Origin of the sequence: Saccharopolyspora rhizosphaerae (assembly GCF_003931915.1) — a bacterium.
GTDB classification, from domain to species: Bacteria; Actinomycetota; Actinomycetes; order Mycobacteriales; family Pseudonocardiaceae; genus Saccharopolyspora; species Saccharopolyspora rhizosphaerae.
The window spans coordinates 23,627-45,390 of record NZ_RSAA01000026.1 but is presented as its reverse complement, the minus strand read 5'-3'; the positions used below and the strand labels follow the sequence as shown (position 1 = coordinate 45,390).

22 protein-coding genes and 1 tRNA gene are annotated in these 21,764 nt (G+C 69.6%); 15 read left to right on the top strand and 8 right to left on the bottom strand.

Going from position 1 to position 21,764, the window contains the following annotated elements; translation table 11 throughout:
* Nucleotides 1-346: 346 nt before the first annotated feature.
* Complete coding sequence (gene dnaB / locus EIL87_RS21900) at nt 347-2,137, top strand: replicative DNA helicase (protein ID WP_125092476.1); 1,791 nt, start codon at nt 347-349, stop codon at nt 2,135-2,137.
* 147 nt (nt 2,138-2,284) lie between these two features.
* Here dnaB and EIL87_RS21895 read toward each other — a convergent pair whose 3' ends face one another.
* The 4 genes from EIL87_RS21895 to EIL87_RS21880 form a co-directional block, all read right to left on the bottom strand.
* Complete coding sequence (locus EIL87_RS21895; protein ID WP_125092475.1) at nt 2,285-2,500, bottom strand: hypothetical protein; 216 nt, start codon at nt 2,498-2,500, stop codon at nt 2,285-2,287.
* 136 nt (nt 2,501-2,636) lie between these two features.
* The gene (locus EIL87_RS21890; protein WP_125092474.1) at nt 2,637-3,089 is read right to left on the bottom strand and encodes an SRPBCC family protein; all 453 of its coding nucleotides are present in this window, start codon (nt 3,087-3,089) and stop codon (nt 2,637-2,639) included.
* A 39-nt stretch (nt 3,090-3,128) separates the two neighbouring features.
* Complete coding sequence (locus tag EIL87_RS21885) at nt 3,129-3,695, bottom strand: DinB family protein (RefSeq protein WP_125092473.1); 567 nt, start codon at nt 3,693-3,695, stop codon at nt 3,129-3,131.
* 71 nt (nt 3,696-3,766) lie between these two features.
* Entirely contained in the window at nt 3,767-4,390 is a 624-nt protein-coding gene (locus EIL87_RS21880) for a class I SAM-dependent DNA methyltransferase (RefSeq protein ID WP_233576476.1), read from the bottom strand.
* A gap of 624 nt (nt 4,391-5,014) precedes the next feature.
* On the opposite strand from EIL87_RS21880, the gene EIL87_RS21875 reads away from it, so the two are divergent.
* Nucleotides 5,015-5,386 (top strand): SSI family serine proteinase inhibitor, encoded by a 372-nt coding sequence (locus tag EIL87_RS21875; RefSeq protein ID WP_125092472.1) that lies wholly within the window; start codon nt 5,015-5,017, stop codon nt 5,384-5,386.
* A 45-nt stretch (nt 5,387-5,431) separates the two neighbouring features.
* On the opposite strand, the gene EIL87_RS21870 is transcribed toward EIL87_RS21875, so the two are convergent.
* Nucleotides 5,432-6,100, bottom strand: a complete 669-nt coding sequence (locus EIL87_RS21870) for a class I SAM-dependent methyltransferase (RefSeq protein ID WP_233576475.1) — start codon at nt 6,098-6,100, stop codon at nt 5,432-5,434.
* 137 nt (nt 6,101-6,237) lie between these two features.
* Between EIL87_RS21870 and EIL87_RS21865 the strand changes: the two genes are divergently transcribed.
* Both EIL87_RS21865 and EIL87_RS21860 read left to right on the top strand, forming a co-directional pair.
* Nucleotides 6,238-6,723, top strand: coding sequence for a nitroreductase family deazaflavin-dependent oxidoreductase (locus tag EIL87_RS21865; RefSeq protein ID WP_125092470.1), 486 nt, complete (start codon nt 6,238-6,240; stop codon nt 6,721-6,723).
* Nucleotides 6,708-7,460 (top strand): MBL fold metallo-hydrolase, encoded by a 753-nt coding sequence (locus tag EIL87_RS21860; RefSeq protein ID WP_325049500.1) that lies wholly within the window; start codon nt 6,708-6,710, stop codon nt 7,458-7,460. Before EIL87_RS21865 ends, EIL87_RS21860 begins: the two co-directional genes overlap by 16 nt.
* On the opposite strand, the gene EIL87_RS21855 is transcribed toward EIL87_RS21860, so the two are convergent.
* Nucleotides 7,433-7,906 (bottom strand): OsmC family protein, encoded by a 474-nt coding sequence (locus tag EIL87_RS21855; RefSeq protein ID WP_125092469.1) that lies wholly within the window; start codon nt 7,904-7,906, stop codon nt 7,433-7,435. The two genes, EIL87_RS21860 and EIL87_RS21855, sit on opposite strands and share 28 nt — an antisense overlap.
* Nucleotides 7,907-8,220: 314 nt before the next feature.
* A tRNA-Gly gene (locus tag EIL87_RS21850) sits at nt 8,221-8,291 on the bottom strand.
* Between the two features lie 90 nt (nt 8,292-8,381).
* On the opposite strand from EIL87_RS21850, the gene dcd reads away from it, so the two are divergent.
* The 3 genes from dcd to EIL87_RS27985 all read left to right on the top strand — a co-directional run bounded on the left by dcd (nt 8,382) and on the right by EIL87_RS27985 (nt 11,810).
* Nucleotides 8,382-8,963 (top strand): dCTP deaminase, encoded by a 582-nt coding sequence (gene dcd / locus EIL87_RS21845; RefSeq protein WP_125092468.1) that lies wholly within the window; start codon nt 8,382-8,384, stop codon nt 8,961-8,963.
* Between the two features lie 417 nt (nt 8,964-9,380).
* On the top strand, nt 9,381-10,784 hold the full coding sequence (locus EIL87_RS21840; RefSeq protein ID WP_125092467.1) for a sugar porter family MFS transporter: 1,404 nt from the start codon (nt 9,381-9,383) through the stop codon (nt 10,782-10,784).
* A gap of 648 nt (nt 10,785-11,432) precedes the next feature.
* The gene (locus EIL87_RS27985) at nt 11,433-11,810 is read left to right on the top strand and encodes a Scr1 family TA system antitoxin-like transcriptional regulator (protein ID WP_407690565.1); all 378 of its coding nucleotides are present in this window, start codon (nt 11,433-11,435) and stop codon (nt 11,808-11,810) included.
* Nucleotides 11,811-12,211: 401 nt separating this feature from the next.
* Here EIL87_RS27985 and EIL87_RS21835 read toward each other — a convergent pair whose 3' ends face one another.
* Complete coding sequence (locus EIL87_RS21835; protein ID WP_125092466.1) at nt 12,212-14,440, bottom strand: (Fe-S)-binding protein; 2,229 nt, start codon at nt 14,438-14,440, stop codon at nt 12,212-12,214.
* 376 nt (nt 14,441-14,816) lie between these two features.
* Between EIL87_RS21835 and EIL87_RS21830 the strand changes: the two genes are divergently transcribed.
* The 8 genes from EIL87_RS21830 to EIL87_RS21795 all read left to right on the top strand — a co-directional run bounded on the left by EIL87_RS21830 (nt 14,817) and on the right by EIL87_RS21795 (nt 21,697).
* Nucleotides 14,817-15,227, top strand: coding sequence for a DUF1707 SHOCT-like domain-containing protein (locus tag EIL87_RS21830; protein ID WP_125092465.1), 411 nt, complete (start codon nt 14,817-14,819; stop codon nt 15,225-15,227).
* A gap of 80 nt (nt 15,228-15,307) precedes the next feature.
* Nucleotides 15,308-15,631: a DMT family transporter gene (locus tag EIL87_RS21825; protein ID WP_125092464.1), complete on the top strand. Its 324-nt coding sequence runs from the start codon at nt 15,308-15,310 to the stop codon at nt 15,629-15,631.
* Nucleotides 15,628-16,215 (top strand): TetR/AcrR family transcriptional regulator, encoded by a 588-nt coding sequence (locus tag EIL87_RS21820; RefSeq protein ID WP_125092463.1) that lies wholly within the window; start codon nt 15,628-15,630, stop codon nt 16,213-16,215. Before EIL87_RS21825 ends, EIL87_RS21820 begins: the two co-directional genes overlap by 4 nt.
* A gap of 111 nt (nt 16,216-16,326) precedes the next feature.
* Nucleotides 16,327-17,148, top strand: a complete 822-nt coding sequence (locus EIL87_RS21815) for a DUF4097 family beta strand repeat-containing protein (RefSeq protein ID WP_125092462.1) — start codon at nt 16,327-16,329, stop codon at nt 17,146-17,148.
* A 275-nt stretch (nt 17,149-17,423) separates the two neighbouring features.
* Nucleotides 17,424-19,301, top strand: a complete 1,878-nt coding sequence (gene dnaK / locus EIL87_RS21810) for a molecular chaperone DnaK (RefSeq protein WP_125092461.1) — start codon at nt 17,424-17,426, stop codon at nt 19,299-19,301.
* A gap of 17 nt (nt 19,302-19,318) precedes the next feature.
* On the top strand, nt 19,319-20,017 hold the full coding sequence (gene grpE / locus EIL87_RS21805; protein WP_125092460.1) for a nucleotide exchange factor GrpE: 699 nt from the start codon (nt 19,319-19,321) through the stop codon (nt 20,015-20,017).
* A gap of 25 nt (nt 20,018-20,042) precedes the next feature.
* Nucleotides 20,043-21,236, top strand: a complete 1,194-nt coding sequence (gene dnaJ, locus EIL87_RS21800; protein WP_125092459.1) for a molecular chaperone DnaJ — start codon at nt 20,043-20,045, stop codon at nt 21,234-21,236.
* 2 nt (nt 21,237-21,238) lie between these two features.
* Entirely contained in the window at nt 21,239-21,697 is a 459-nt protein-coding gene (locus EIL87_RS21795; RefSeq protein ID WP_125092458.1) for a heat shock protein transcriptional repressor HspR, read from the top strand.
* Nucleotides 21,698-21,764 lie beyond the last annotated feature (67 nt).

The following is a 21,764-nucleotide window of genomic DNA, read 5'->3' as shown; positions in this document are numbered from 1 at the left end:
ACGCCGGTGGTGGCGACACGCCGGGAGTTTTCCACGGATTCTTTCCACAGCTTCCGAACAAGCGCTGACCTGCGCTTTCAGCTTGGCTGCGACCACTTGTCCCCAAGTTGTCCCCAGTGCGGCGGAACGCTGTCCGGAGTTGTCCCCAGGGCGGTTCAGCCTATCCACAGGTTGTCCCCATGTTCATCCACAACTTGAGTTGCTTGCTCTGTGCGGGCGATCTAGCTTCGCGCGCGGGCTCTCCTGCCTACGGTCCGCTCTCGGTACCGTGGCTGGTGCACGCGCTGATCGGATCGCCTGGTCGCACGGGGAGCAGGCTGCTGGCCGGAGGAGGTGATGGGTCCCGGTGACGGTTCCCGACGAGCGGGAGGACGACCCGTACTTCGCTGACAGCGGTGGAGGCGCACCCGGCGGGGCCAGCACCTTCGAGCGCCAGCCCCCGCAGGACCTGGCTGCCGAGCAGTCCGTTCTCGGCGGCATGATGCTGAGCAAGGACGCGATCGCCGACGTCGTCGAGGCGTTGAGCCCGACCGACTTCTACCGCCCCGCGCACCAGGCGATCTACGACTGCGTCCTGGACCTCTACGGCCGCGGTGAACCCGCCGACGCGATCACCGTCTCCGCCGAGCTCGAGCGCCGCCAGGAACTGGTCAAGGTCGGCGGCGCTCCGTACCTGCACACCCTGATCGCCACGGTCCCGACCGCCGCCAACGCCGGCTACTACGCGGAGATCGTCGCGGAGAAGGCGATCCTGCGCCGCCTGGTCGAGGCGGGCACGCGCATCGTCCAGCTCGGTTACCACGGCTCGGAGGGCGCGGCGATCGAGGAGGTCGTGGACCGGGCCCAGGCCTCGATCTACGACGTCACCGAGCGCAAGGCCAGCGAGGACTACCACGCGCTGGAGGAACTCCTCCAGCCCACGATGGACGAGATCGACGCGATCGCGTCCCGGGGTGGGGAGTCCCAGGGGATCCCCACCGGCTTCGCGGACCTCGACGCGCTGACCAACGGCCTCCACGCCGGTCAGATGATCATCGTCGCCGCGCGGCCCGGTGTCGGCAAGGCGCTCGCCCTGGACACGGTGCTGCCCACGCCGGGCGGCTGGACCACGATGGGCGAGGTCGCGGTCGGTGACCACCTCGTCGGTGCGGACGGCAAGCCCACCGAGGTCGTCGCCGCGACCGAGGTCATGCACGACCGCCCGTGCTACGAGGTCGAGTTCTCCGACGGCACGACGGTCATCGCCGACGCCCAGCACCAGTGGGCGCTCGACGAGGCGGTGGTCGTGACCACCGAGCAGCTGGCAGCGATGGGGCCGGCGCCCGTGGCGCACCGCGCTGACCTGAAGTTCACCGACGTCCGGCCGGTGGAGAGCGTCCCGGTCCGCTGCGTCGAGGTCGACGCGTTCGACCACCTCTACCTCGCGACGCGGGCGATGATCCCCACGCACAACTCGACGCTCGGGCTGGACTTCGCCCGCTCCGCGTCGGTCAAGCACGGCCTGGCGAGCGTCATCTTCTCGCTGGAGATGGGGCGCACCGAGATCGTGATGCGCATGCTCTCCGCCGAGGCGCGCATCCGCCTCGGCGACATGCGCGGTGGTCGCATGACCGACGACGACTGGACGCGGCTGGCCCGGCGGATGAGCGAGATCAGCGAAGCGCCGCTGTTCGTCGACGACTCGCCGAACCTGACCATGATGGAGATCCGCGCCAAGGCCCGGCGGCTGAAGCAGCGGCACGACATCCAGCTCATCGTGGTCGACTACATGCAGCTGATGACCTCGGGCAAGCGCGTCGAATCCCGTCAGCAGGAGGTCTCGGAGTTCTCCCGGAACCTGAAGCTGCTGGCCAAGGAGCTCGAGGTCCCCGTGGTGGCGATCTCCCAGCTCAACCGTGGCCCGGAGCAGCGCACGGACAAGAAGCCGCAGCTGTCGGACCTGCGTGAGTCGGGTTCGCTGGAGCAGGACGCGGACATGGTCATCCTGATCCACCGCCCCGACGCCTTCGAGCGGGACGACCCCCGCATGGGCGAAGCGGACCTGATGATCGCCAAGCACCGTGCCGGCCCCACGGCCACCGTCACGGTCGCCCACCAGCTCCACTACAGCCGCTTCGTCGACATGGCCCAGGAGTAGCAGGGGCCTCGACGGGACAAGACGGGGGGCCTCGTCCGCCGACGAGGTGCCTCGGACGAGCACGTCCGCGAATCGACCGGCTCGACGAGGTCCAGACTTCCACCCACAGTGGACGAACTGCCCGGGGCGGTTCCCCGCGGGTGCCGCTCAGCGGGTCTCGCTGGGAGCGCTCCGGGACTTCCTGGCCAGCACGAAGCCCTGCGGGCTCTCCTCCGGGAAGGGGCCGTCGTGGTCCGGCGCGCGCAGCATCCGAGCTCGGACCTCCAGCCCGGCCGCCACCAGGAGGTCGACGACGTGGTCCGGCTGCCGGTGGTGGATGTCGAGCGAGACCGCGTGCCGCCCGGCGTCGGTCCGGTGCTCCACCCCGTGCCCACCTGGAACGCGAGTGGGACGTGGCCGCCGGGTGCCAAGACCCGGTGGAACTCGGCGAATACCCCCGCCGGTCACCGCCATCGCCGCTGGTGAGCATTGGCCGGGTGGTTCGCTGCGCCCCGCTTGATCAGCCGCGGTCTTCGGCGACCTCGGCGAGCCGGTCCAGGGAGGCGCGGAGGTTCTCCTCGGTGGTGGCCTTAGCGCGGGCCAGGCGCTTCTCCTCGGTCAGCTGCGACCAGTCGTAGGTGTGGGTGACCTCGGTGCGCCCGTCGCCGACGGGGCGGAGTTCCCAGCGCCAGAGGTGACCGGGCTCCGGCCGGCCCACGTCCGACGGGCGCCACGCGATGCGACGTCCCTCCTCGAACTCCACCACGTGGTTCTCCCGGACGCCGCCGTTGGTGAGCGTGGTCGTGAACACGTCACCGGTGGCGCGCACGCGCTGGCCCTCCGGGGCTTCGGCGAGGTTGTCGTTGCCGTCCCAGCGCGGTTGCTGGGCGGGATCGGCGATCAGCTCGAAGATCCGCTCGGCGTCGGCAGCGATCTCGCGGCGGCTGGAGATGACGTGCGGTGGGGAAGTCACGCCCCGATTCAAGCAGTGCGAACGCCGGGAGCGGAACTCCTACCTCGCGCTGTGCGCGTAGAGGTCGCGGATCAGGCAGACCTCGGACAGGTGGTGGATCAGCTCGCGGTGGATGTGCAGCACCAGCTCGGCCATCGGGGCGTCGGGGAAGGGCTCCGCGTCCCCGACGGGTTCGCGGAGCTGGGCCTCGTTGAGCCCGCGGACCCCGGTGAGCCAGACGTCGAGTTGCGCCTCAAGCTGGTGGAGGGCGGTGGCCGCGTCCCCGGCGTACTCCCACGAGTCGAAGTCCACTCCGGGGGCGCCGAAGTGGGTGGCGTTGCGCAGGGCGAGGACACCGACGATGACGTGCGCCAGCCGCCAGGCGATGGTGGTGAAGGGGGCCGGGTCGGGTGCGGGGAAGCCGTAGTCGAGCGTGAAGTCCCCGGCCCCGGCCTGGATCTGCGCCGTCGAGGTCCCGCGGGGCCGCACGCTCCACGCGTGCGGGACCGGTGTCCAGAAGTACTCCTCGTCGTTGAGCCCCTCTAGGCGGGAACGCACCTGGTTGCCCCAGTGCCACTCCCACTGCTCCCGCAGGGCCTGGTTCCAGTCGAACTGCTTCGCGTCCACGCGGCAAGCCTGGCACCACCACCTGACAACGCCAGCTCTCCACGTCGTTCCACCGCGGCGGGAGGTGGGTTTCAGCGGGGTTTGCGGGCGAGGAGGAAGGCTTGGGGTGTGCGTTCGCCGTCGGGTTGGCGGACGAGGGTGGCGCGAGGGGAGAGGCCCGCGCGGGCGAGGAGGTCGGCGACCTCCTCGGGCTCGTGGCGGAGGAACGCGAGGTCGACCCGCTCCTCGAAGGCCTCGGTGAGGTGGTGAGTGGCGCCGCCGGTCTGGAACGCCAGAAGGAGGTGCCCGCCCGGGGCCAGGACGCGGGCGAACTCGGTGAAGGCGCCGGGCAGGTCCGCGAACGCCGTGTGGACGATCGAGTACCAGGAGACGATTCCGCCCAGGGACTCCTCCGGCATGTCGAGCTCGGACATCGAGCCCTGCGTGAACCGGACTCCCGGGAGCCGCTCGCGGGCGTGCTCGAGCATCTCCCCGGCGATGTCCACGCCGAACACGTCGACCCCCAGCCGGTGCAGGACCGCGGTGGCGTTGCCGGTGCCGCAGCCGACGTCGGCCACGGGCCCGGAGGTGAGCTCGGCGAACGCGGTGAGCATCGACCTGTCCACGGGGAGTGCGTCGATCTCGTCGGCGAAGTGCTGGGCGTAGTCGGCGGCGATGCGGTCGTAGGACGCGGCTGTGCGGTCGTGGTCGGTCACCAGGAGCACGTTATGCGCCGGGTACGACGCTCCACCCGCGAGCAGCACCGGGACGGGCGGGGACGAGGACGCCTGCCCGGGTCCACGTCCGCAGAGCCACCCGAGCGGGAGCGTCTTCGCCGCCAGAAGCGCGAAACCACTTGGCGCGGAAGGGCGTGGGGGTGGCACTCTTCGCAGCCGCCGACCGCGCTGGGGGTGCGCCTCGCCCACGATGGTGGGAGGTGCGGCCCCCTGCGCACCTCCACCGGTCACCGTGGGACGTGTCGTTGCTGTCGCCAGCAGTTGCGGGTGGTCGGTGATCGGATTTCACTGGGTTTCCGCGACCCGGTTCACCGGGAACCGGGCTCGAGTTCCCGAGGGAGAGCTAGATCGAATGAGATGTCCTCAGTGGTGTGATTACTACTGATGCGTCAAGTTCGTTGCCATGTCACCGATTTGGGTGAGACGAAGCTACGTCGGGTAATGCTGTAGCGTTCGCGCATCCGGTGTGGACGATCCCTCCACCGGTCCGATCGTTCGTGAGAACCCGTTGTCGCGCAACGATTTCTCGCCCCCAGTCCCAGCTGTACCGACATCCTGCAACAGGAGAGTTGAGGAACGGTGTTTGCGAAACTGACTCGTCGAGTGCTCCTGGCGTCGGCGCTCATCGCCGGAACCGCCGTCGTCCCCGGGATCGCCACCGCGGCGCCCGCCGAGAGCTCCATGCGCCTGACCGTCGAGAGCAAGGTGCTCACCGCGAACAAGCGCGGTGAGCTCACGTGCCAGCCGGCCGGCGGCACCCACAAGAACGCCTCGAAGGCCTGCGAGGAGCTCGAGAAGGTCAACGGCAACGTCTCCGCGATGCAGGCGAACGTGTCGAAGGTCTGCACCATGGAGTACCAGCCGGTCACGGCGAAGATCGAGGGCAAGTGGCGCGGCAAGGAGATCAGCTACTCCCAGACCTTCTCCAACAGCTGCACTCTGCAGGTCAAGACCGGCGTCGTCTTCGACCTGTGAAGAACCCTGCTCGGCGGGCCCGCGTGGGGGCCCGCCGAGCAGTGGTCAGTCTCCGGGCGCCGCCCGGGTGAAGAGGGCTCGCCAGGAGCGCACCTCCGGGTTCGCCGGCAGCGGCAACTCCTCGATCCGGTCCGCCTTCAGGTCACCGCCGGCGAAGGCCTCGACCTCGCTGCGGGTCAAGGGCCACGGCGGGCCGTCGACCTCCGCGCCTTCGGCGCGGACGCCGGAGATCACCAGCAACCGACCGCCCGGCGCGACCACCTCCGCGACCCGTCGGGTCGCCTCCGCGCGCAAGGACAGCGGCATCGACTGCACGGTGATCGATTCCAGGACGAGGTCGAACCCGCCGACCCACTCCGCCGGAGGGTTCAAGAGGTCCGCCGTCACGTACTCGACCGAGGAGTCCGCGTGGCGCGCGCGAGCTTCGCGGACCGCGGTGTCGGAGATGTCGAACGCCGTGGTCCGGAATCCCAGCGAGGCGAGGAACTCGGCGTCCCGGCCGTAACCGCAGCCGACGACCAGCGCCGACCGGCCGGAACCGTCCACCTCGCGTCCCCACTCGGGCAGCAACGCGTGCGGCTCCTCCCAGTCCCAGGGCACCACGGCCTCCCCGCCCGACGCGGCGGCGTAGAGCGGCTCGAACCACCCGGTCGGCTGGCCCTTCGCCAGCGCCTCTTCGGCGAACCTGCTCGCATCGACGTCCCGCGGATCCACCGTTCCCCCTTCTCCCAGTCCAGAACCCGACCATCTTCGCAGTCCCGTCCACCGGGTTTCCGGTCGAGAAATCATGTCCGCGACACGGGGATCGTGTTCTGCTGGGGCGAGCAGGACCGCGGAGCGGAGGGCTGGAGATGACGAACTCGGGCAAGGACGCGAACCTCGCCGAGAGGCTGCTGCGCACCCGGTGGCTGGTGCGCGCCCCGATCTGGTTGTTCCGGGCGCGCCTGGGGTGGGTCTTCGGCACGCGCTTGCTGTTGCTGGAGCACCTCGGCCGGAAGTCCCGGCAGCCCCGCTCCGCGGTGCTGGAAGTCGTGGACCGCACCGACTCCGGCTACGTCGTGGCCTCCGGCTTCGGCGAGCAGGCCCAGTGGTTGCGCAACCTCGACGCCCACCCGGAGGCGTTCGTGTCCACCGGCGCGCGGACGCGCATTCCGGTGACGGCCCGCAGGCTGCCACCCGCGGAGGCGACGGCAACCCTCCGCCGCTACGCGGCGAGGAACCCGCGCGCCTGGGCGAAGCTGCGTCCCGTCCTCGAGCGCACCTTGGGTGCGCGCATCGACGAATCCGGCACCACACTCCCCCTGGTCGCCCTGGAGGAGCGGTGCCCCCGAGGGTGACGGTGCTCGGCAGCTGCGCCGCCTTCCCGGAACCCGGGCGCGCGTGCAGCGGGTTCGCCGTGGACTGGGCCGGACACCGCATCGTCCTCGACCTCGGCTACGCGACGTTGCCGAGGGTGCTCGAGCACTGGCCGGACGGCCGGATCGACGCGGTGGTGATCACGCACGAACACCCCGACCACTGCGTCGACCCGCACGGCTTGTTCCGCGCTCGGTACTTCTCCGGTGGGCCGAGGCTGCCGTTGTACTGCCCACCTGGCGTGCTGGACCGGCTCGCCGGTGTGGAACCCGATGTCGACCTGCGCGAGGTCTTCGACGTGCGCCCGCTGCCCGGGACGTACCGGTGGGGGCCGTTCGAGCTGACCGGCATCGCGCTCCCGCACTTCGTGCCCAGCGCAGGAGTCCGCCTGAGCGCGGGCGGTGCCACCGTGGCCTACACCGGGGACACCGGTCCGGCCCCGGAGCTCGTCGAACTAGGCCGGGACGCCGACGTGTTCATCGTCGACGCCACGGGTCGGCCGGGAGAACCTGCTGACCGCGCGGGAAGCGGGCGAGTGGGCTCGGCGCGCAGGGGCCCGGGAGTTGGTGCTCACGCACTTCTGGCCGGGCAACGACCGCGGAGAAGCGGTGGCCGCAGCGCGCTCGGAGTTCGACGGCACCGTGCTCGCCGCGGACGAAGGACTGGTCCTCCCCCTGGGATGACGGCCGCTCACACGGTGTGGGCCCGGGGTTCGTAGCGGATCGGGAAGTTCACCGATCGGGCGATGAAGCAGACCTCGTCGATCGTGTCGTGCAAGGCGTTGGCCTTGTCGACCATGAACTGCTCGGTGACGGTCACCTCGGGGCGGAGCGTGACCTCGGTCAGCTGTCCGCCACCGCCGTGCTCGTCCATCGTCATGACGCCGTGGGCGTGGTCCTCGTAGTCGACGACGGTCACTCCGGCGGTCGAGCACAGGTGGAGGAACCAGAGCATGTGGCACTGGGCGACCGTGGCGACCAGCAGTTCTTCCGGGTTCCAGCGGGAGGGGTCACCTCGGAAGGCCGGGTCCGCGGAGGCCGCGATCGGGTCCTTGCCCTCCGCGATGATCTCGTGCGCGCGGCTGAAGGAACGGTAGTGATCGGTGCCGGTCCCGAGGTTGCCGGTCCACTCGATCGCGACGTCGTAGCTGTGCGCGTCCGCCATGCGACGAGTCTAGGCAGCATCCGCCTGCGCCGAAGGGGAAACCACTGGCTCGGTGGCGTGGTTGGTCCTACCGTTCGTGGTCATCCGGATCGCGGGAGCGCGCAGTGAGGTGGCGTGGGTGATGTGCAGCGGCTTGCGGTGCCTGCCTGGGTGGGGCCGCCGCGGGAGCGCTGAACGGGCCCGGCGAAGACCTCCCGTGGGCGGGCCTCGACACCGTCGACGCGGTCAGCGGCTGAGCAGACCCCGCGACATGCAGCAGGGCTCCCCTCCAAGAGCGGAGAGGAGCCCTGCTGACCTGCGAGAACTTCGAACGGAGCGGATGACGGGAATCGAACCCGCGTTCTCAGCTTGGGAAGCTGATGTTCTACCATTGAACTACATCCGCAGTCGCCGGGACGGTGTTCGCCGTCCGACGTTGCGTAGATTAGCACGGTGGGTGAGGAAGATCGACATCGGCTCCCGATACCCTTGTCGCGTGCTGCTGAGTGATCGGGACCTGCGTGAAGAGCTCGACCGAGGACGTCTCGAACTGGATCCGTTCGACCCGTCGATGATCCAGCCGTCGAGCATCGACGTGCGGTTGGACCGCTACTTCCGGGTCTTCGACAACACCCGGTACACCCACATCGATCCGTCGAAGCAGCAGGACGAGCTGACCTCCCTGGTCGAAACCGCCGAAGACGAGCCGTTCGTGCTGCACCCCGGTGAGTTCGTGCTGGGGTCGACCTTCGAATCGGTGAAGCTCCCCGATGACCTGGCCAGCCGGCTGGAGGGCAAGTCGTCGCTGGGGCGGCTGGGTCTGCTCACGCACTCCACGGCCGGTTTCATCGATCCGGGCTTCAGCGGCCACATCACGCTGGAGCTGTCGAACGTGGCGAACCTGCCGATCACCTTGTGGCCGGGGATGAAGATCGGGCAGCTGTGCCTGCTGCGCCTGTCCAGCCCCGCCGACTTCCCGTACGGGTCGAAGGAAGCGGGCTCGCGGTACCAGGGGCAGCGCGGCCCGACCTCCTCGCGCGCCTACCTGAACTTCAAGGTCACCGACACCCGCCGCTGAGCCCCGGCCGTCGCGCTGCCCAGGCGAACACCCGGGTCACGCAGGCCCCGTCGATCTTCTCGCGAACTTCGACGCCCGAGGAGCCTCGTCGACGTTCGCGCGAAGGTCGAACGAAGTGCTCGGGCGGCCGGCGCCGCCCCAGGCTCGAGAGCGGCTTCGCGGCAGTGAGCGCCCCGGGGTGGTTGCGCGGGTGGGGCGCGGATGCGGCGCGGAACCGGCCGGTGACCCTGCGCGTTCCCAGTCGGTGTGACGTTTTCCCAGGTAGGTGCTGTCGCCTGCAGATTTGTCCTGGGTGGGCCAGATCACCCTGAATCGAACAAGGCAAGTGCGGGTTCAGAACTTACGATCCCCTCCGCCCGGCGCTCTGGAACGATCCCGCAACGGGGCGGATCGGCGTGTGGGTAAGCGGGAGTATCGATGTCCGCATTGCAGACGCGTGCCTCGGGCGGAACCGCCAAGCTCGGGCACGTGGTGATGATCGCGGGAGCTGCGGCTCTCGGCGGCTTCTTGTTCGGATACGACACCTCCGTCATCAACGGGGGTGTCGACGCGATCCAGGAGCACTTCGGTGTCGGATCGGCGATGACGGGTGTGACCGTGTCGTCGGCGCTGCTGGGGTCGGCCGTGGGTGCCGGCATCGCGGGTGGTCTGGCAGACCGGATCGGTCGCATCCGGGTCATGCAGCTGGCGGCCGTGCTGTTCATCATCAGCGCCATCGGGTCGGCCGTTCCCTTCGCGATCTGGGACCTGGCCATCTGGCGCGTGGTGGGCGGTGTCGCCATCGGCATCGCCTCGGTGATCGCCCCGGCTTACATCGCCGAGGTGGCACCCGCGCAGTACCGGGGCAGGCTCTCGGCGTTGCAGCAGTTGGCGATCGTGCTCGGCATCGCGGTGTCCCAGCTGGTCAACTACGGCCTGGCGGCGTTCGCGGGCGGCAGCGCGTCCGGGATGCTCGGTCCGATCCAGGCGTGGCAGTGGATGCTGGGCGTGGCGGCGATCCCGGCGATCGTCTACCTCGTGGTCGCCTCGTCGATCCCGGAGTCCCCGCGCTACCTGGTGGCGGCCGGCGAGGTCGACCAGGCGCGGGACGTGCTGAGCAAGATCGAAGCTGGTGACGTGGACGCCAAGATCGCCGAGATCCAGGCCGCGCTGGGCGAGCAGAAGCCGAAGCTGAGCGACCTGCGCGGCAGGTTCGGCGTGCTGCCGATCGTCTGGGTCGGCATGGCGATCGCTGCGTTGCAGCAGTTCGTCGGCATCAACGTGATCTTCTACTACTCGTCGTCGCTGTGGCACTCGGTCGGCATCGACGAGGAGAGCTCGCTGCTGCTGAGCCTGTTCACCTCGATCGTGAACATCATCGGCACCCTGGTGGCGATCGCGCTGGTCGACAAGATCGGCCGCAAGCCGCTGCTGGTGATCGGCTCGGTGGGCATGACGGTGTCGCTGGCCGTGACCGGCTGGGCGTTCAGCTTCGCCGAGGTCGTCGGCGAGGACGCCGTCCTGCCCCCGCAGTGGGGTGTGGTCGCGCTGATCTCGGCGAGCGCGTTCGTGCTGTTCTTCGCCGCCTCCTGGGGCGTGGTGATGTGGGTGCTGCTGGGCGAGATGTTCCCGGTCCGCATCCGCGCCGCCGCGCTGGCACTGGGCACGGCGACGAACTGGGTCGCGAACTGGCTGGTGACGGTGAGCTTCCCGAGCATGCGGGACTGGAACCTGCCGGTCACGTACTTCATCTACGCGGCGTTCGCGGCGCTGTCGGTGGTGTTCGTGGTCAAGTACCTGAAGGAGACCAACGGCCGCTCCCTGGAGGAGATGGGCAGCTGACCTCCTCAGCGATCGATCGAGGGCGTTCCCCGGGCGGGGAACGCCCTCGATCGCTTTCCGGTGCCTCACGGGAAGGAGAGCGCCGAGCAGGCCGAAGCGTTCGTCGGCGTCCTCAGTGGAGGACCGCTCGGGTTCGCAGCTCCACGCCCCAGAGCCGGACGTGGTCGGGGTGGGACGTTCCGTCGATGTTCTTCTCGGTCAAGCCGAAGATCCTGGGGCGGCCCCGCCGGTGGTCCGGGCGGGAGCACCCCACCGGGATCACCACGAGGGAAGTTCCGGTGGCGGTACCCGCTGCGATCACGACCGTCGTGGGCAGCAGCCCCACCTTCCGGCGCCGTCATCTCGCGCCGGGCTCGCCCGGGAGCAGGCCGCCGCCGTCGCTCGACAAGTCGACAAGTGCCCTCAGCCGCGAGGAGACCGGCCCGGCGAGGTCCCCACGTCGGTGCACGAGGTGCGCTCGACGGTGGACACGGACCGGGCCTGGTGGACCTGACCAGGTCGGTCAAGGCCACACCGTGGTGGCACGCCTGCGGGATCACGAATCGCGGGTAGCACGACCTGGAAGTCCGTCCGCGACGAAGGGCGGTGTTCAGGCGGTGTTCGAGGGCGTGAGCGTGCTGGGTCCTGAGATCAGCAGGGGCCGCGCGGATGCGTCGGCGGGCTCGCCTGCACGACGTCGAAGCACCACTGCACTGCTCCGCAGTGTTCGATGAGTCGGTGCTGCTACCACCGATCGGTGGTCCTCCGGTGATGCGGACACGGCTCGTGGCGCTGTCGCGATTCATGGACTTGTCGACAGTGGAGCTGCAGGTCCTGCCGAGTGCCAGGACGAGTGAGGGCGCGAGACCTGTGGAGCTTCCGGAACCCCAGGGGCGCAAGAGCAGTCGTAGCGGTGACGTTGCGCCGGGTCGCCTACGCGGGAGCAGCCGTGGCGGTGAGGGACTCGACAAGAGTCCGGGCCCCGGGGTGCTCACCTCCTCCGCTGGATCCTGGCGACGGTTCCTCTCCGACCTCGCGGACCGCTGAAGTCCGGCAGGGGCGCCGCTCACCGCCTCGCAGCCGAAGTGGGTGTCGAGGACCGTGTCGACCTTCGAGCGGATGCGGCGAGCACTGTGAGCGCCCGAGGATCCGGTTGTGCTCATCAGTCGGCGGGTGCCCGACTGCTCGTACGGGAGACGGTGCGGGAACCACGAGCCCGGCGGCGCAAGAGCAGTCGTGGTGCGGGGGCGCGGCCCGCGTCGAGGTCGCGTTGCTCGAAGAGGGAACCGCGGCGAGGGGCTCGACGAGCGCGAACACCGGCGTTCCTCACCTTCTCCGGCGAGTCCTGGTGGCGGTCCCTGACCGACCTCGCGACCGCTGACAACCGGCCGCTGACACGAAGAAGGGCGCCTCCCGCGGCGGGAGGCGCCCTTCTCAGCTCGGAGCCGTCAGCTGGTCGCGGTTTCGGCCTCGGCCGCGCCGTCCTTCTGCTCGTCGCCGCGCTTGACGGCGTTGAGCAGCAGCTGGGCGACGTCGAGGACCTCGACGGACTCGTTGGCGACCTGCTCGCTCTTCCGGGTCGTCACACCGTCGGAGAGCATCACCTTGCAGAACGGGCAGCCCGTGGCGATCTTCGAGGGGGCGGTGCCCAGGGCCTCGTCGACGCGCTCCAGGTTGATCCGCTTGCCGATGCGCTCCTCCATCCACATGCGGGCACCGCCGGCACCGCAGCACATGGAGCGCTCCTGGTGCCGCGGCATCTCGCGGAAGGTCGCGCCCGCGGCGCCGACCAGGTCGCGCGGCGGCGTGTAGACCTTGTTGTGCCGTCCCAGGAAGCAGGGGTCGTGGTAGGTCACGTCCTCGGCGACCGGGGCGACCGGGGTCAGGCGCTTCTCCCGCACCAGCTTGTTGAGCAGCTGGGTGTGGTGCACGACCTCGTAGTCACCGCCGAGCTCGCCGTACTCGTTGGCAAGGCTGTTGAAGCAGTGCGCGCAGGTGGCGACGATCTTGCGCTTGCCCGGCTCGCGGCCCTCGAACACGCTGTTCAGGACCTCGACGTTCTGCTGGGCCATCATCTGGAAGATGAACTCGTTGCCCGCGCGGCGGGCCGGGTCACCGGTGCAGGTCTCCTCCGGGCCCAGCACCTTGTACTTCACGCCCGCCATGTGCAGCAGCTCGGCGACGGCCTGGGTCGTCTTCTTCGCGCGGTCCTCGAAGGCACCGGCGCAGCCGACCCAGAACAGGTACTCGTCGTCCTCGGCGAGCTCACCGTCGAAGACCGGCACCTCGAAGTCCAGGTCCTCGGTCCACGCGAGGCGGTCCTTGGCGTTCTGGCCCCACGGGTTGCCCTTGTTCTCCAGGTTCTTGAACATCCCGCCCAGCTCGGTCGGGAAGTTCGACTCGATCATGACCTGGTAGCGGCGCATGTCGACGATGTGGTCGACGTGCTCGATGTCCACCGGGCACTGCTCGACGCAGGCACCGCAGGAGGTGCAGGACCAGAGGACCTCGGGGTCGATGACGCCCATCTCCTCCGGGCCACCGACCAGCGGCCGCTCGGCCTCGGCCAGCGCCAGCGCGTCGATCTTGCCCAGCTTCTCCTCGGCGCCGTCACCGGTGATGCCGACCTCGTCGCCCGCCATGTCCTTGCTGCCGCCGGCCAGCAGGTACGGGGCCTTGGTGTAGGCGTGGTCGCGCAGCTGGGTGATCAGCATCTTCGGCGACAGCGGCTTGCCGGTGTTCCACGCCGGGCACTGCGACTGGCAGCGACCGCACTCGGTGCAGGTCGTGAAGTCCAGCCAGCCCTTCCAGGAGAAGTCCTCGACCTTGCCGGCGCCGAACACGTCGGTGTCCGGGTCCGCTTCCTCGAAGTCCAGCGGCTTGCCACCGGACATCATCGGCTTGAGGCCGCCGAGCGCGACGTCACCGTCGTCCTCGCGCTTGAAGTAGATGTTGAAGAAGGCGCTGAAGCGGTGCCAGGCGACACCCATGGTCATCGTGCGGGCGACCACGATCAGCCAGACGGTGGCGCTCATCAGCTTGATGAAGGCGAACACCGAGACCAGGTCCTCGCTGGCCGGCAGCAGGCTGCCGACCGGGCCGGAGACGAACTCGGCCCACAGCGGCATCTCGTGCACGCCCAGCGCGGCCTTGGCGGCGCGGACACCGAGGATGCCGATGCCCTCGATGAGCACCACGGCCTCGATGAAGTAGGCCCAGGCGAAGTTGGAGCCCTGGAAGCGCGAGACGCGGTCCGCGCGGCGCGGGTGGTTCGCCTGGCGGATCGCCATCAGGACCAGGATGCCGACGACCGTGCCGACGCCCAGGACCTCCATCAGGAAGTGGTAGATCGCCAGGTGGTCGAGGATCGGCCAGCCCCAGGTCGGGACGAAGACCTCGCCGTAGGCCTCGAACAGGGCAAGGGAGCCGAGCAGGAAGCCCCACATGACCAGCCAGTGCCAGATCCCGACGTTGCGGAACTTGTTCATCCGGGTGTGCGCGGCGAACTCCTTGACCAGCGTGGCCAGACGCGCCAGAGCCGGACCGTTCCGGGTGCCGTCGGGTTGCCCGAGGCGGATGATCCGCACGAATCGGGCGATGGTCATGGCGAACATGCTCCACGCGACGACGCCGAGCGCGACCGAGATCGCGCCAAGCGTGATCTGTACAGCACCCATGCTCGCGGCCTCCTGTTTCGGGGGTTGTCCGTTTGGGGAGCGTACGCCCTGTTACCCGCTGGTAACCACGGGGGCCGGGGCGTGAATTCGGGAACAGACGGTGATTCTGCGAGACCCTTGGTCGAAAAACTACTTGGGCGGTCGTTCAGTTTTCTGCTACTGTGAGGGTCGCGACGACCCGCGCACGGCCGTCCGCGGTACCGGGTGGTTCAGGAGTTGTCGCTGTTGAACGCCCGGGGCGCGTTGGACGGGCGTCTGGTTCGGCCGCGTCGGCGTTCTCGATCAAGGGGAACCGGGCGGCAGGATGTGCGATTTTCGCCACGTGGTCGACGGGCCGGGTGTCGCGTTCGGGTGAACCGCACTGGGGGTGAGGACCGTGGTCGATCCGGACGAGGGGCGCATGCGCGCCTCCGACGCCGACCGGGAGCGCGTGGTCGAGCGGCTGCGCGCTGCGCTCGACGAGGGTCGGCTGAGCATCACCGAGTACGACGATCGGCTGCGCAGCGCCTACGGCGCGACGACGATCGGTGAGCTGGAGCCGCTCGTCGAGGACCTCCCCGAACCCGAGCCCTCCGCTGAGGTCGCTGCGCGCGAGGAGCACAAGGCCACGCTCTCCAAGGAGTGGCGGGACTGGGCCGGAGCCGCCGTCGTCATGATCGCGATCTGGGGCGTGACCTCGGTCGCCTCCGGGGAGCTCGCGTTCTTCTGGCCCGCGTTCCCGATCGTCATCTGGGCGGCCGTCGTCGTGGCGATGACCATCGAGGGTCCGCGCAAGCGGCGCGACTGATCCCGTCCACCTCCCCGGCCCGGGGAGCCGTGTGCTCGTGAAGTTGGGCGATCGCCCATGATGGTTGTCGAGGAGGCCTCGTGGCGTACGTGCTGCTGGTGTTGGCGATCTGCAGCGAAGTGGTGGGGACGGTGTCGCTGAAGCTCTCCGAGGGCTTCAGCAAGCTCGTGCCCTCGGTGGTGGTCGTGATCGGCTACGCGGTCGCGTTCACCGCGATGAGCGCCGTGCTCAAGCTCGGCCTGCCCGTCGGCGTCGTCTACGCGATCTGGGCCGGGGCCGGGGTCGCGCTGGTGGCCATCATCGGAGCCGTGTTCCTGGGTGAGTCGATCACCGCGGTCCAGGTCGCGGGCATCGCGCTCATCATCGGCGGGGTCGTGGCACTGGAGCTGGGAGGCGCGCATTGACCGAGGTCACGGACGGACGGCGGCTGAAGGGAGAACGTCGTCGCCGGGCGATCGTCGACGCCGCCCTGCGGGTCGTGGCCCGCGACGGCGTCGGAGCGGTCAGCCACCGCAACGTCGCCCGCGAGGCCGGGGTCCCGCCCGCCTCGATCGCCTACTACTTCGACGGCATCGACGACCTGCTGGTCGCCAGCCTGCTCGACGGGTGCGAAGCCTTGGTCGAGCAGATCACGGCGGTCCGCGACCGCGTCGTGGACAACGCCCAGTGGCCGCGCGCTGTCGCCGAGCTGCTCGTCGGCATGATCCGCGAGCACCGCGAGCGCACCATCGCCGAGTACGAGCTCTACCTGCTCGCCGCCCGCCGGCCCGCCCTGCGGCCCGCCGCGCGGCGCTGGATCGAACTTGTCCGGGGCAACGTCAACAGCGGCCGGGAGGGCGACGAGGCCGTCGTCTCCGCCTTCATCGCGGGTATCGACGGCCTGCTCCTGCAGGCCCTCATCGCCGACGAACCCCCCACCGCCGACCGCCTCGAACCCGTCTTGCGCTTCCTCATGCAGCCCTACGACCACCTCGGTGTCCAGGGCTGACTCCGGCTGATCACCCGCTCGATCCGGGGATTTCCCCGATGGCTCCGGCGGCTGCCCTGAGTAACGTCCGTAGCGAGGGGGGAGAGGAGCGAGCGGAGTGGGGGAAGCCGGATGTCTCGCGTGGGACTCGCGGTGCTGGGTGCCGTGCTGGTGGTGGCCGGCGGGGCTGTCCTGCTCTGGCCGACGTGGTCGGAGTCGGAGGCGACCACCCAGCTGGACCGCATCACGGCCGTCCGGCTGGCCGGGGACAGCGGTGACGTGCAGGTCCGGCACGTGCCGGGTGGCAGCGGCCGGGTCGTGCAGCACCGCTCGGCGAGGTTCTGGGACGGCGGAGGAGGCACCGCGCACCGGGTGGAGGGCGGCACGCTGGTCCTCGCGGACTGCGGCCCGAGGTGCCACGTCGACTACGAGGTGGAGCTGCCCACGCCGGTGCCGGTGACGGGAACGCTGGACTCCGGCCGGCTGCGGGTGGCGGGCATGGGCGAGGTGCGCGCCGAGGTCGGTTCCGGGGGCATCGACATCACCGACATCGCCGGTCCGGTGGCCGTGCGCACCGGCTCGGGTTCGGTGTCGGTCCGCGGCGTGTCCGGCCCGGTCGAGGCGCGCACCGGATCGGGGGACATCGACGTGGAGCGCGTCGACGGGCGGCTGGAGGCCGAGACCGGCAGCGGCGGCATCAGCGGCGAGGTCGGCTCCGAGGACGTCGTCGCGGAGAGCCGGTCCGGCGACGTCCGGCTGCGGCTGACCCGTCCGCGCCACGCCGCGCTGACGACGGGCAGCGGGGAGATCGACCTGTCCGTACCGGCGGAGCGCTACCGCGTCGAGTCCAGCACCGGCAGCGGTGACGTCGAACTCGGTGTCGCGCAGGACCCGGCGGCGGAGCGGCACCTGGAGCTCTCCAGCGGGAGCGGGGACATCCGCGTCCGCTCGTAGGTCCCTCGGGCTCGTGCTGGGGTGCGGAGGGGTGCGATCGGACGGGCGCGGCCGGTCGCACCCCTCGTCCGGCGCGCCGGGCCTGTCGGCTGCGTCACGAAGGGGCGCCCCCGGGAACCTCCGCACCTGGTCACGCGTTGGCGTGGCAGAAAGCTTGAGCGACCCCTGCTCAACCCGTTTGACGGTGCGCCGGGGTCGTGGGTAAAACTTGAGCGAGCAAGGCTCAAGCGCCGCCGGTGCTTGAGCGGACTGGACTAGTACTGGAGGAACCACCCATGGCGCGAGCGGTCGGTATCGACCTGGGGACGACCAACTCCGTCGTTTCCGTCCTGGAGGGCGGTGAACCGACGGTTATCGCCAACTCCGAGGGCTCGCGGACCACGCCGTCCATCGTGGCCTTCGCGAAGAACGGCGAGATCCTCACCGGTCAGCCTGCGAAGAACCAGGCGGTCACCAACGTGGACCGCACCATCCGGTCGGTCAAGCGGCACATGGGCACCGACTGGAAGGTCGGCATCGACGACAAGGACTACACGCCGCAGGAGATCTCCGCGCGTGTCCTGATGAAGCTCAAGCGCGACGCCGAGTCCTACCTGGGCGAGGACGTGACCGACGCGGTCATCACCGTCCCCGCCTACTTCGAGGACGCCCAGCGCCAGGCCACCAAGGAAGCCGGCCAGATCGCCGGCCTCAACGTGCTGCGCATCGTCAACGAGCCGACAGCCGCGGCCCTGGCCTACGGCCTGGACAAGGGCGAGAAGGAACAGACCATCCTGGTCTTCGACCTCGGTGGCGGCACCTTCGACGTCTCGCTGCTGGAGATCGGTGAGGGCGTCGTCGAGGTCCGCGCCACCTCCGGTGACAACCACCTCGGTGGTGACGACTGGGACGAGCGCATCGTCGAGTGGCTGGTCGAGAAGTTCAAGTCGTCCAACGGCATCGACCTGACCAAGGACCGCATGGCCATGCAGCGGATCAAGGAAGCCGCTGAGAAGGCCAAGATCGAGCTGTCCTCGTCCTCGACGGCCAGCATCAACCTGCCGTACATCACGGTCGACGCCGACAAGAACCCGCTGTTCCTCGACGAGACGCTGTCGCGCGCCGAGTTCCAGCGGATCACCTCGGACCTGCTCGAGCGCTGCCGCAAGCCGTTCGAGTCCGTCATCCGTGACGCCGGCATCAACCTCTCCGAGATCGACCACGTCGTGCTCGTCGGTGGTTCCACCCGCATGCCGGCCGTCTCGGACCTGGTCAAGGACCTGACCGCCGGCAAGGAGCCGAACAAGGGCGTCAACCCCGACGAGGTCGTCGCCGTGGGTGCCTCGCTGCAGGCCGGTGTGCTGCGCGGTGAGGTCAAGGACGTCCTGCTGCTCGACGTCACGCCGCTGTCCCTGGGCATCGAGACCAAGGGCGGCATCATGACGAAGCTGATCGAGCGCAACACCACGATCCCGACCAAGCGCTCGGAGACCTTCACCACCGCCGACGACAACCAGCCGTCGGTGCAGATCCAGGTCTTCCAGGGTGAGCGCGAGATCGCCGCGCACAACAAGAAGCTCGGCATGTTCGAGCTGACCGGCCTGCCGCCGGCGCCGCGCGGCGTCCCGCAGATCGAGGTCACCTTCGACATCGACGCCAACGGCATCGTGCACGTCTCCGCCAAGGACCTCGGCACCGGCAAGGAGCAGTCGATGACCATCACCGGTGGCTCCGCGCTGCCGAAGGAGGACATCGAGCGGATGGTCTCCGACGCCGAGGCGCACGCCGAGGAGGACCGCAAGCGTCGCGAGGAGGCCGAGGCCCGCAACCAGGCCGAGACCCTCGTCTACCAGACCGAGAAGGTCCTCAAGGAGAACGACGAGCAGCTGCCCGACGAGACCAAGACCAAGGTCAAGGGCGCGATCGACGAGGTCAACGAGGCCCTGAAGGGCGAGGACGTCGACGCCATCAGCAGCTCGGTGGAGAAGCTGGCGACCGAGTCGCAGGCGCTGGGCCAGGCCCTCTACGCCGACGCCGGTGCGGCCGCCGCGGGCGGTGCCGCCGGTGACGCCGCGGGCGAGGCCGGTGCTGGTGAGGGCTCCAGCTCCTCGGCGAAGGACGACGACGTGGTCGACGCCGAGATCGTCGACGACGAGGACGAGAAGAAGAAGTGACTTCGGACAGGCCCGAAATGTCGCGCAACGAAGGCGAGCAGCAGGAGCCGGTGGTCGTGCGGGATCGACGTCGGATCGACCCCGAGACCGGCGAACGCCGGGCTCCTGCTCCGAACGGAGACGAGGCTCAAGTGGCCGAAAGCATGTCCGGCACCCTCGGCGAGGACCTCGGCCAGGCCGACGAGCCGACCGAACAGCCCGCCGCCGGAGGTGGCTCCCAGGAGGAGGGCGGTGAGCCCACCGGCCTGCAGAAGCAGGTCGAGGAGCTCACCGCGGACCTCAAGCGGGTCACCGCGGAGTACGCGAACTACCGCAAGCGGGTGGAACGCGACCGCGAGTCCGTGATCAACGGCGCCAAGGCGTCGCTCGCGGGCGACCTGCTGACCGTGCTCGACGACCTGGAGCGGGCCGAGGCGCACGGCGACCTCAACGGCGCGTTCAAGGCGGTGGCCGACAAGCTCGTCGGCACGTTGAACTCGGCCGGTCTGGAGGCCTTCGGGGCTGAAGGCGACGAGTTCGACCCGTCGGTGCACGAGGCCGTCCAGCACACCACCTCCTCCGAGGTCTCCGGCCCCACGGTCACGACCGTGATGCGCCGGGGGTACCGGTTCGGTGACCGGGTCCTGCGCCCGGCGATGGTCGCCGTGACGGACTACGAGGCCGAGGGAACGGCGGCCGAGAACACCGAGTCCACCGAGTCCACCGAACAAGAGTGATCAGGAGCGGAGGGAGGAGCGTCCGGTGAGTGCCAGGGAATGGCTCGACAAGGATTTCTACGCTGAACTGGGCGTTTCCTCCGACGCTTCGACCGAGGAGATCAAGAAGGCGTACCGGAAGTTGGCGCGGGAGAACCACCCCGACGCCAACCCCGGTAACGCCACGGCCGAAGCCAAGTTCAAGGCGGTCTCCGAGGCCTACGGAGTGCTGTCGGACCCCGAGAAGCGCAAGCAGTACGACGAGGCCCGCCGGCTCTTCGGATCCGGCGGCTTCAGCGGTGCGGGCGGTCGCTTCGGCGGTGGTCACGGCGGCTTCGGCGGCCCCGGAGGCGCCGGTGGCGGCTTCGACCTCGGCGACCTCTTCGGCGGTCAGCAGGGTGCCGGTGGCCTGGGCGACCTGTTCGGCGGGTTGTTCGGCAACCGGCGTCCCGGTGGCGCGGGTGCGAGCACGGTCAACCGCCCGCGTCGCGGCGCGGACGTGGAGACCGAGGTGCGCATCGACTTCCACGAAGCGGTGCGCGGAGCCACGGTGCCGCTGCGGCTGTCGAGCCCGGCGACCTGCCAGACCTGCCGCGGTTCGGGCGCCAAGCCGGGTACCCGACCGCGCAGCTGCTCGACCTGCGGCGGGGTGGGTCTGGTCACCCGCAACCAGGGCGCGTTCGCGTTCAGCGAGCCGTGCCCGGACTGCCGGGGCCGCGGCCAGATCATCGACAGCCCCTGCGGCGACTGCGCCGGCGAGGGCATCAGCACCCGCACCCGCACGCTGACCGTGCGCATCCCGCCGGGGGTGGACGACGGGCAGCGGATCCGGTTGGCCGGACAGGGCGAACCTGGGCGGCAAGGTGCCGCCGCGGGTGATCTCTACGTCGTCGTGCACGTCAGCGGGCACAAGGTGTTCGGACGATCCGGTGATGACCTGACGATCACCGTTCCGGTCACCTTCCCGGAACTCGCCCTGGGCACTACGTTGACCGTGCCGACCCTGGACGGGAAGGTCTCGCTGAAGGTCCCGGCAGGGACCAGCAGCGGACGGACCTTCCGGGTGCGTGGCAAAGGCGTGGGCAAGAAGTCCGGTGGCAACGGGGATCTCCTGGTGACCTTGCAGGTCGCGGTTCCGTCGAAGCTCGACGAGGAGGCGACCGAGAAGTTGCAGGAGTACGCCGAGGCCACGGCTGACCACGACCCGCGCAGCGAGCTGAACGAGTTGCTCGGGAGGTAGGCATGGCCGGTGCTGGTGAGATCGGGCCGGAGGTGGGATTCGCGTTCCCGCCCGGTTCCAACGAGGACACACCGATGTTCGTGATCTCGGTGGCGGCGCAGCTGTCCGGTCTGCACGCGCAGACGCTGCGCAGCTACGACCGGCTCGGGCTGGTCTCACCCGGCCGCACCGCCGCCGGTGGCAGGCGCTACTCCCTGCGCGACATCGCGTTGCTGCGCGAGGTCCAGCGCCTCTCCCAGGAGGAGGGCGTCAACCTGGCGGGGATCAAGCGCATCATCGACCTGGAGAACCAGGTGGACGCGCTGAAGGCCAAGGTCGCCGAGCTCACCGAGGAGGTCGCGGCGGCCTACGCCGCGGCCGAGTCGGCGGCGGCCCAGATCCACGCCTCCTACCGCCGGGACCTCGTCCCGGTCCGCCAGGAGACGTCCCTGGTCGTCTGGAAGCCCCACCGCAAACGCTGACTCAGAGCGACGAGGGCGCCTCCCAGTCGGGAGGCGCCCTCGTCGCGTCGCACTCGATTGGTGAGCG

Coding starts and splice junctions, on each gene's coding strand:
- EIL87_RS21865 (WP_125092470.1), top strand. CDS start 6,238: ATGACGAACTCGGGCAAGGACGCGAACCTCGCCGAGAGGCTGCTGCGC.
- EIL87_RS21855 (WP_125092469.1), bottom strand. CDS start 7,906: ATGGCGGACGCGCACAGCTACGACGTCGCGATCGAGTGGACCGGCAAC.
- EIL87_RS21840 (WP_125092467.1), top strand. CDS start 9,381: ATGTCCGCATTGCAGACGCGTGCCTCGGGCGGAACCGCCAAGCTCGGG.
- EIL87_RS27985 (WP_407690565.1), top strand. CDS start 11,433: ATGCGTCGGCGGGCTCGCCTGCACGACGTCGAAGCACCACTGCACTGC.
- EIL87_RS21835 (WP_125092466.1), bottom strand. CDS start 14,440: ATGGGTGCTGTACAGATCACGCTTGGCGCGATCTCGGTCGCGCTCGGC.
- EIL87_RS21815 (WP_125092462.1), top strand. CDS start 16,327: ATGTCTCGCGTGGGACTCGCGGTGCTGGGTGCCGTGCTGGTGGTGGCC.
- dnaK (WP_125092461.1), top strand. CDS start 17,424: ATGGCGCGAGCGGTCGGTATCGACCTGGGGACGACCAACTCCGTCGTT.
- grpE (WP_125092460.1), top strand. CDS start 19,319: ATGTCGCGCAACGAAGGCGAGCAGCAGGAGCCGGTGGTCGTGCGGGAT.
- EIL87_RS21795 (WP_125092458.1), top strand. CDS start 21,239: ATGGCCGGTGCTGGTGAGATCGGGCCGGAGGTGGGATTCGCGTTCCCG.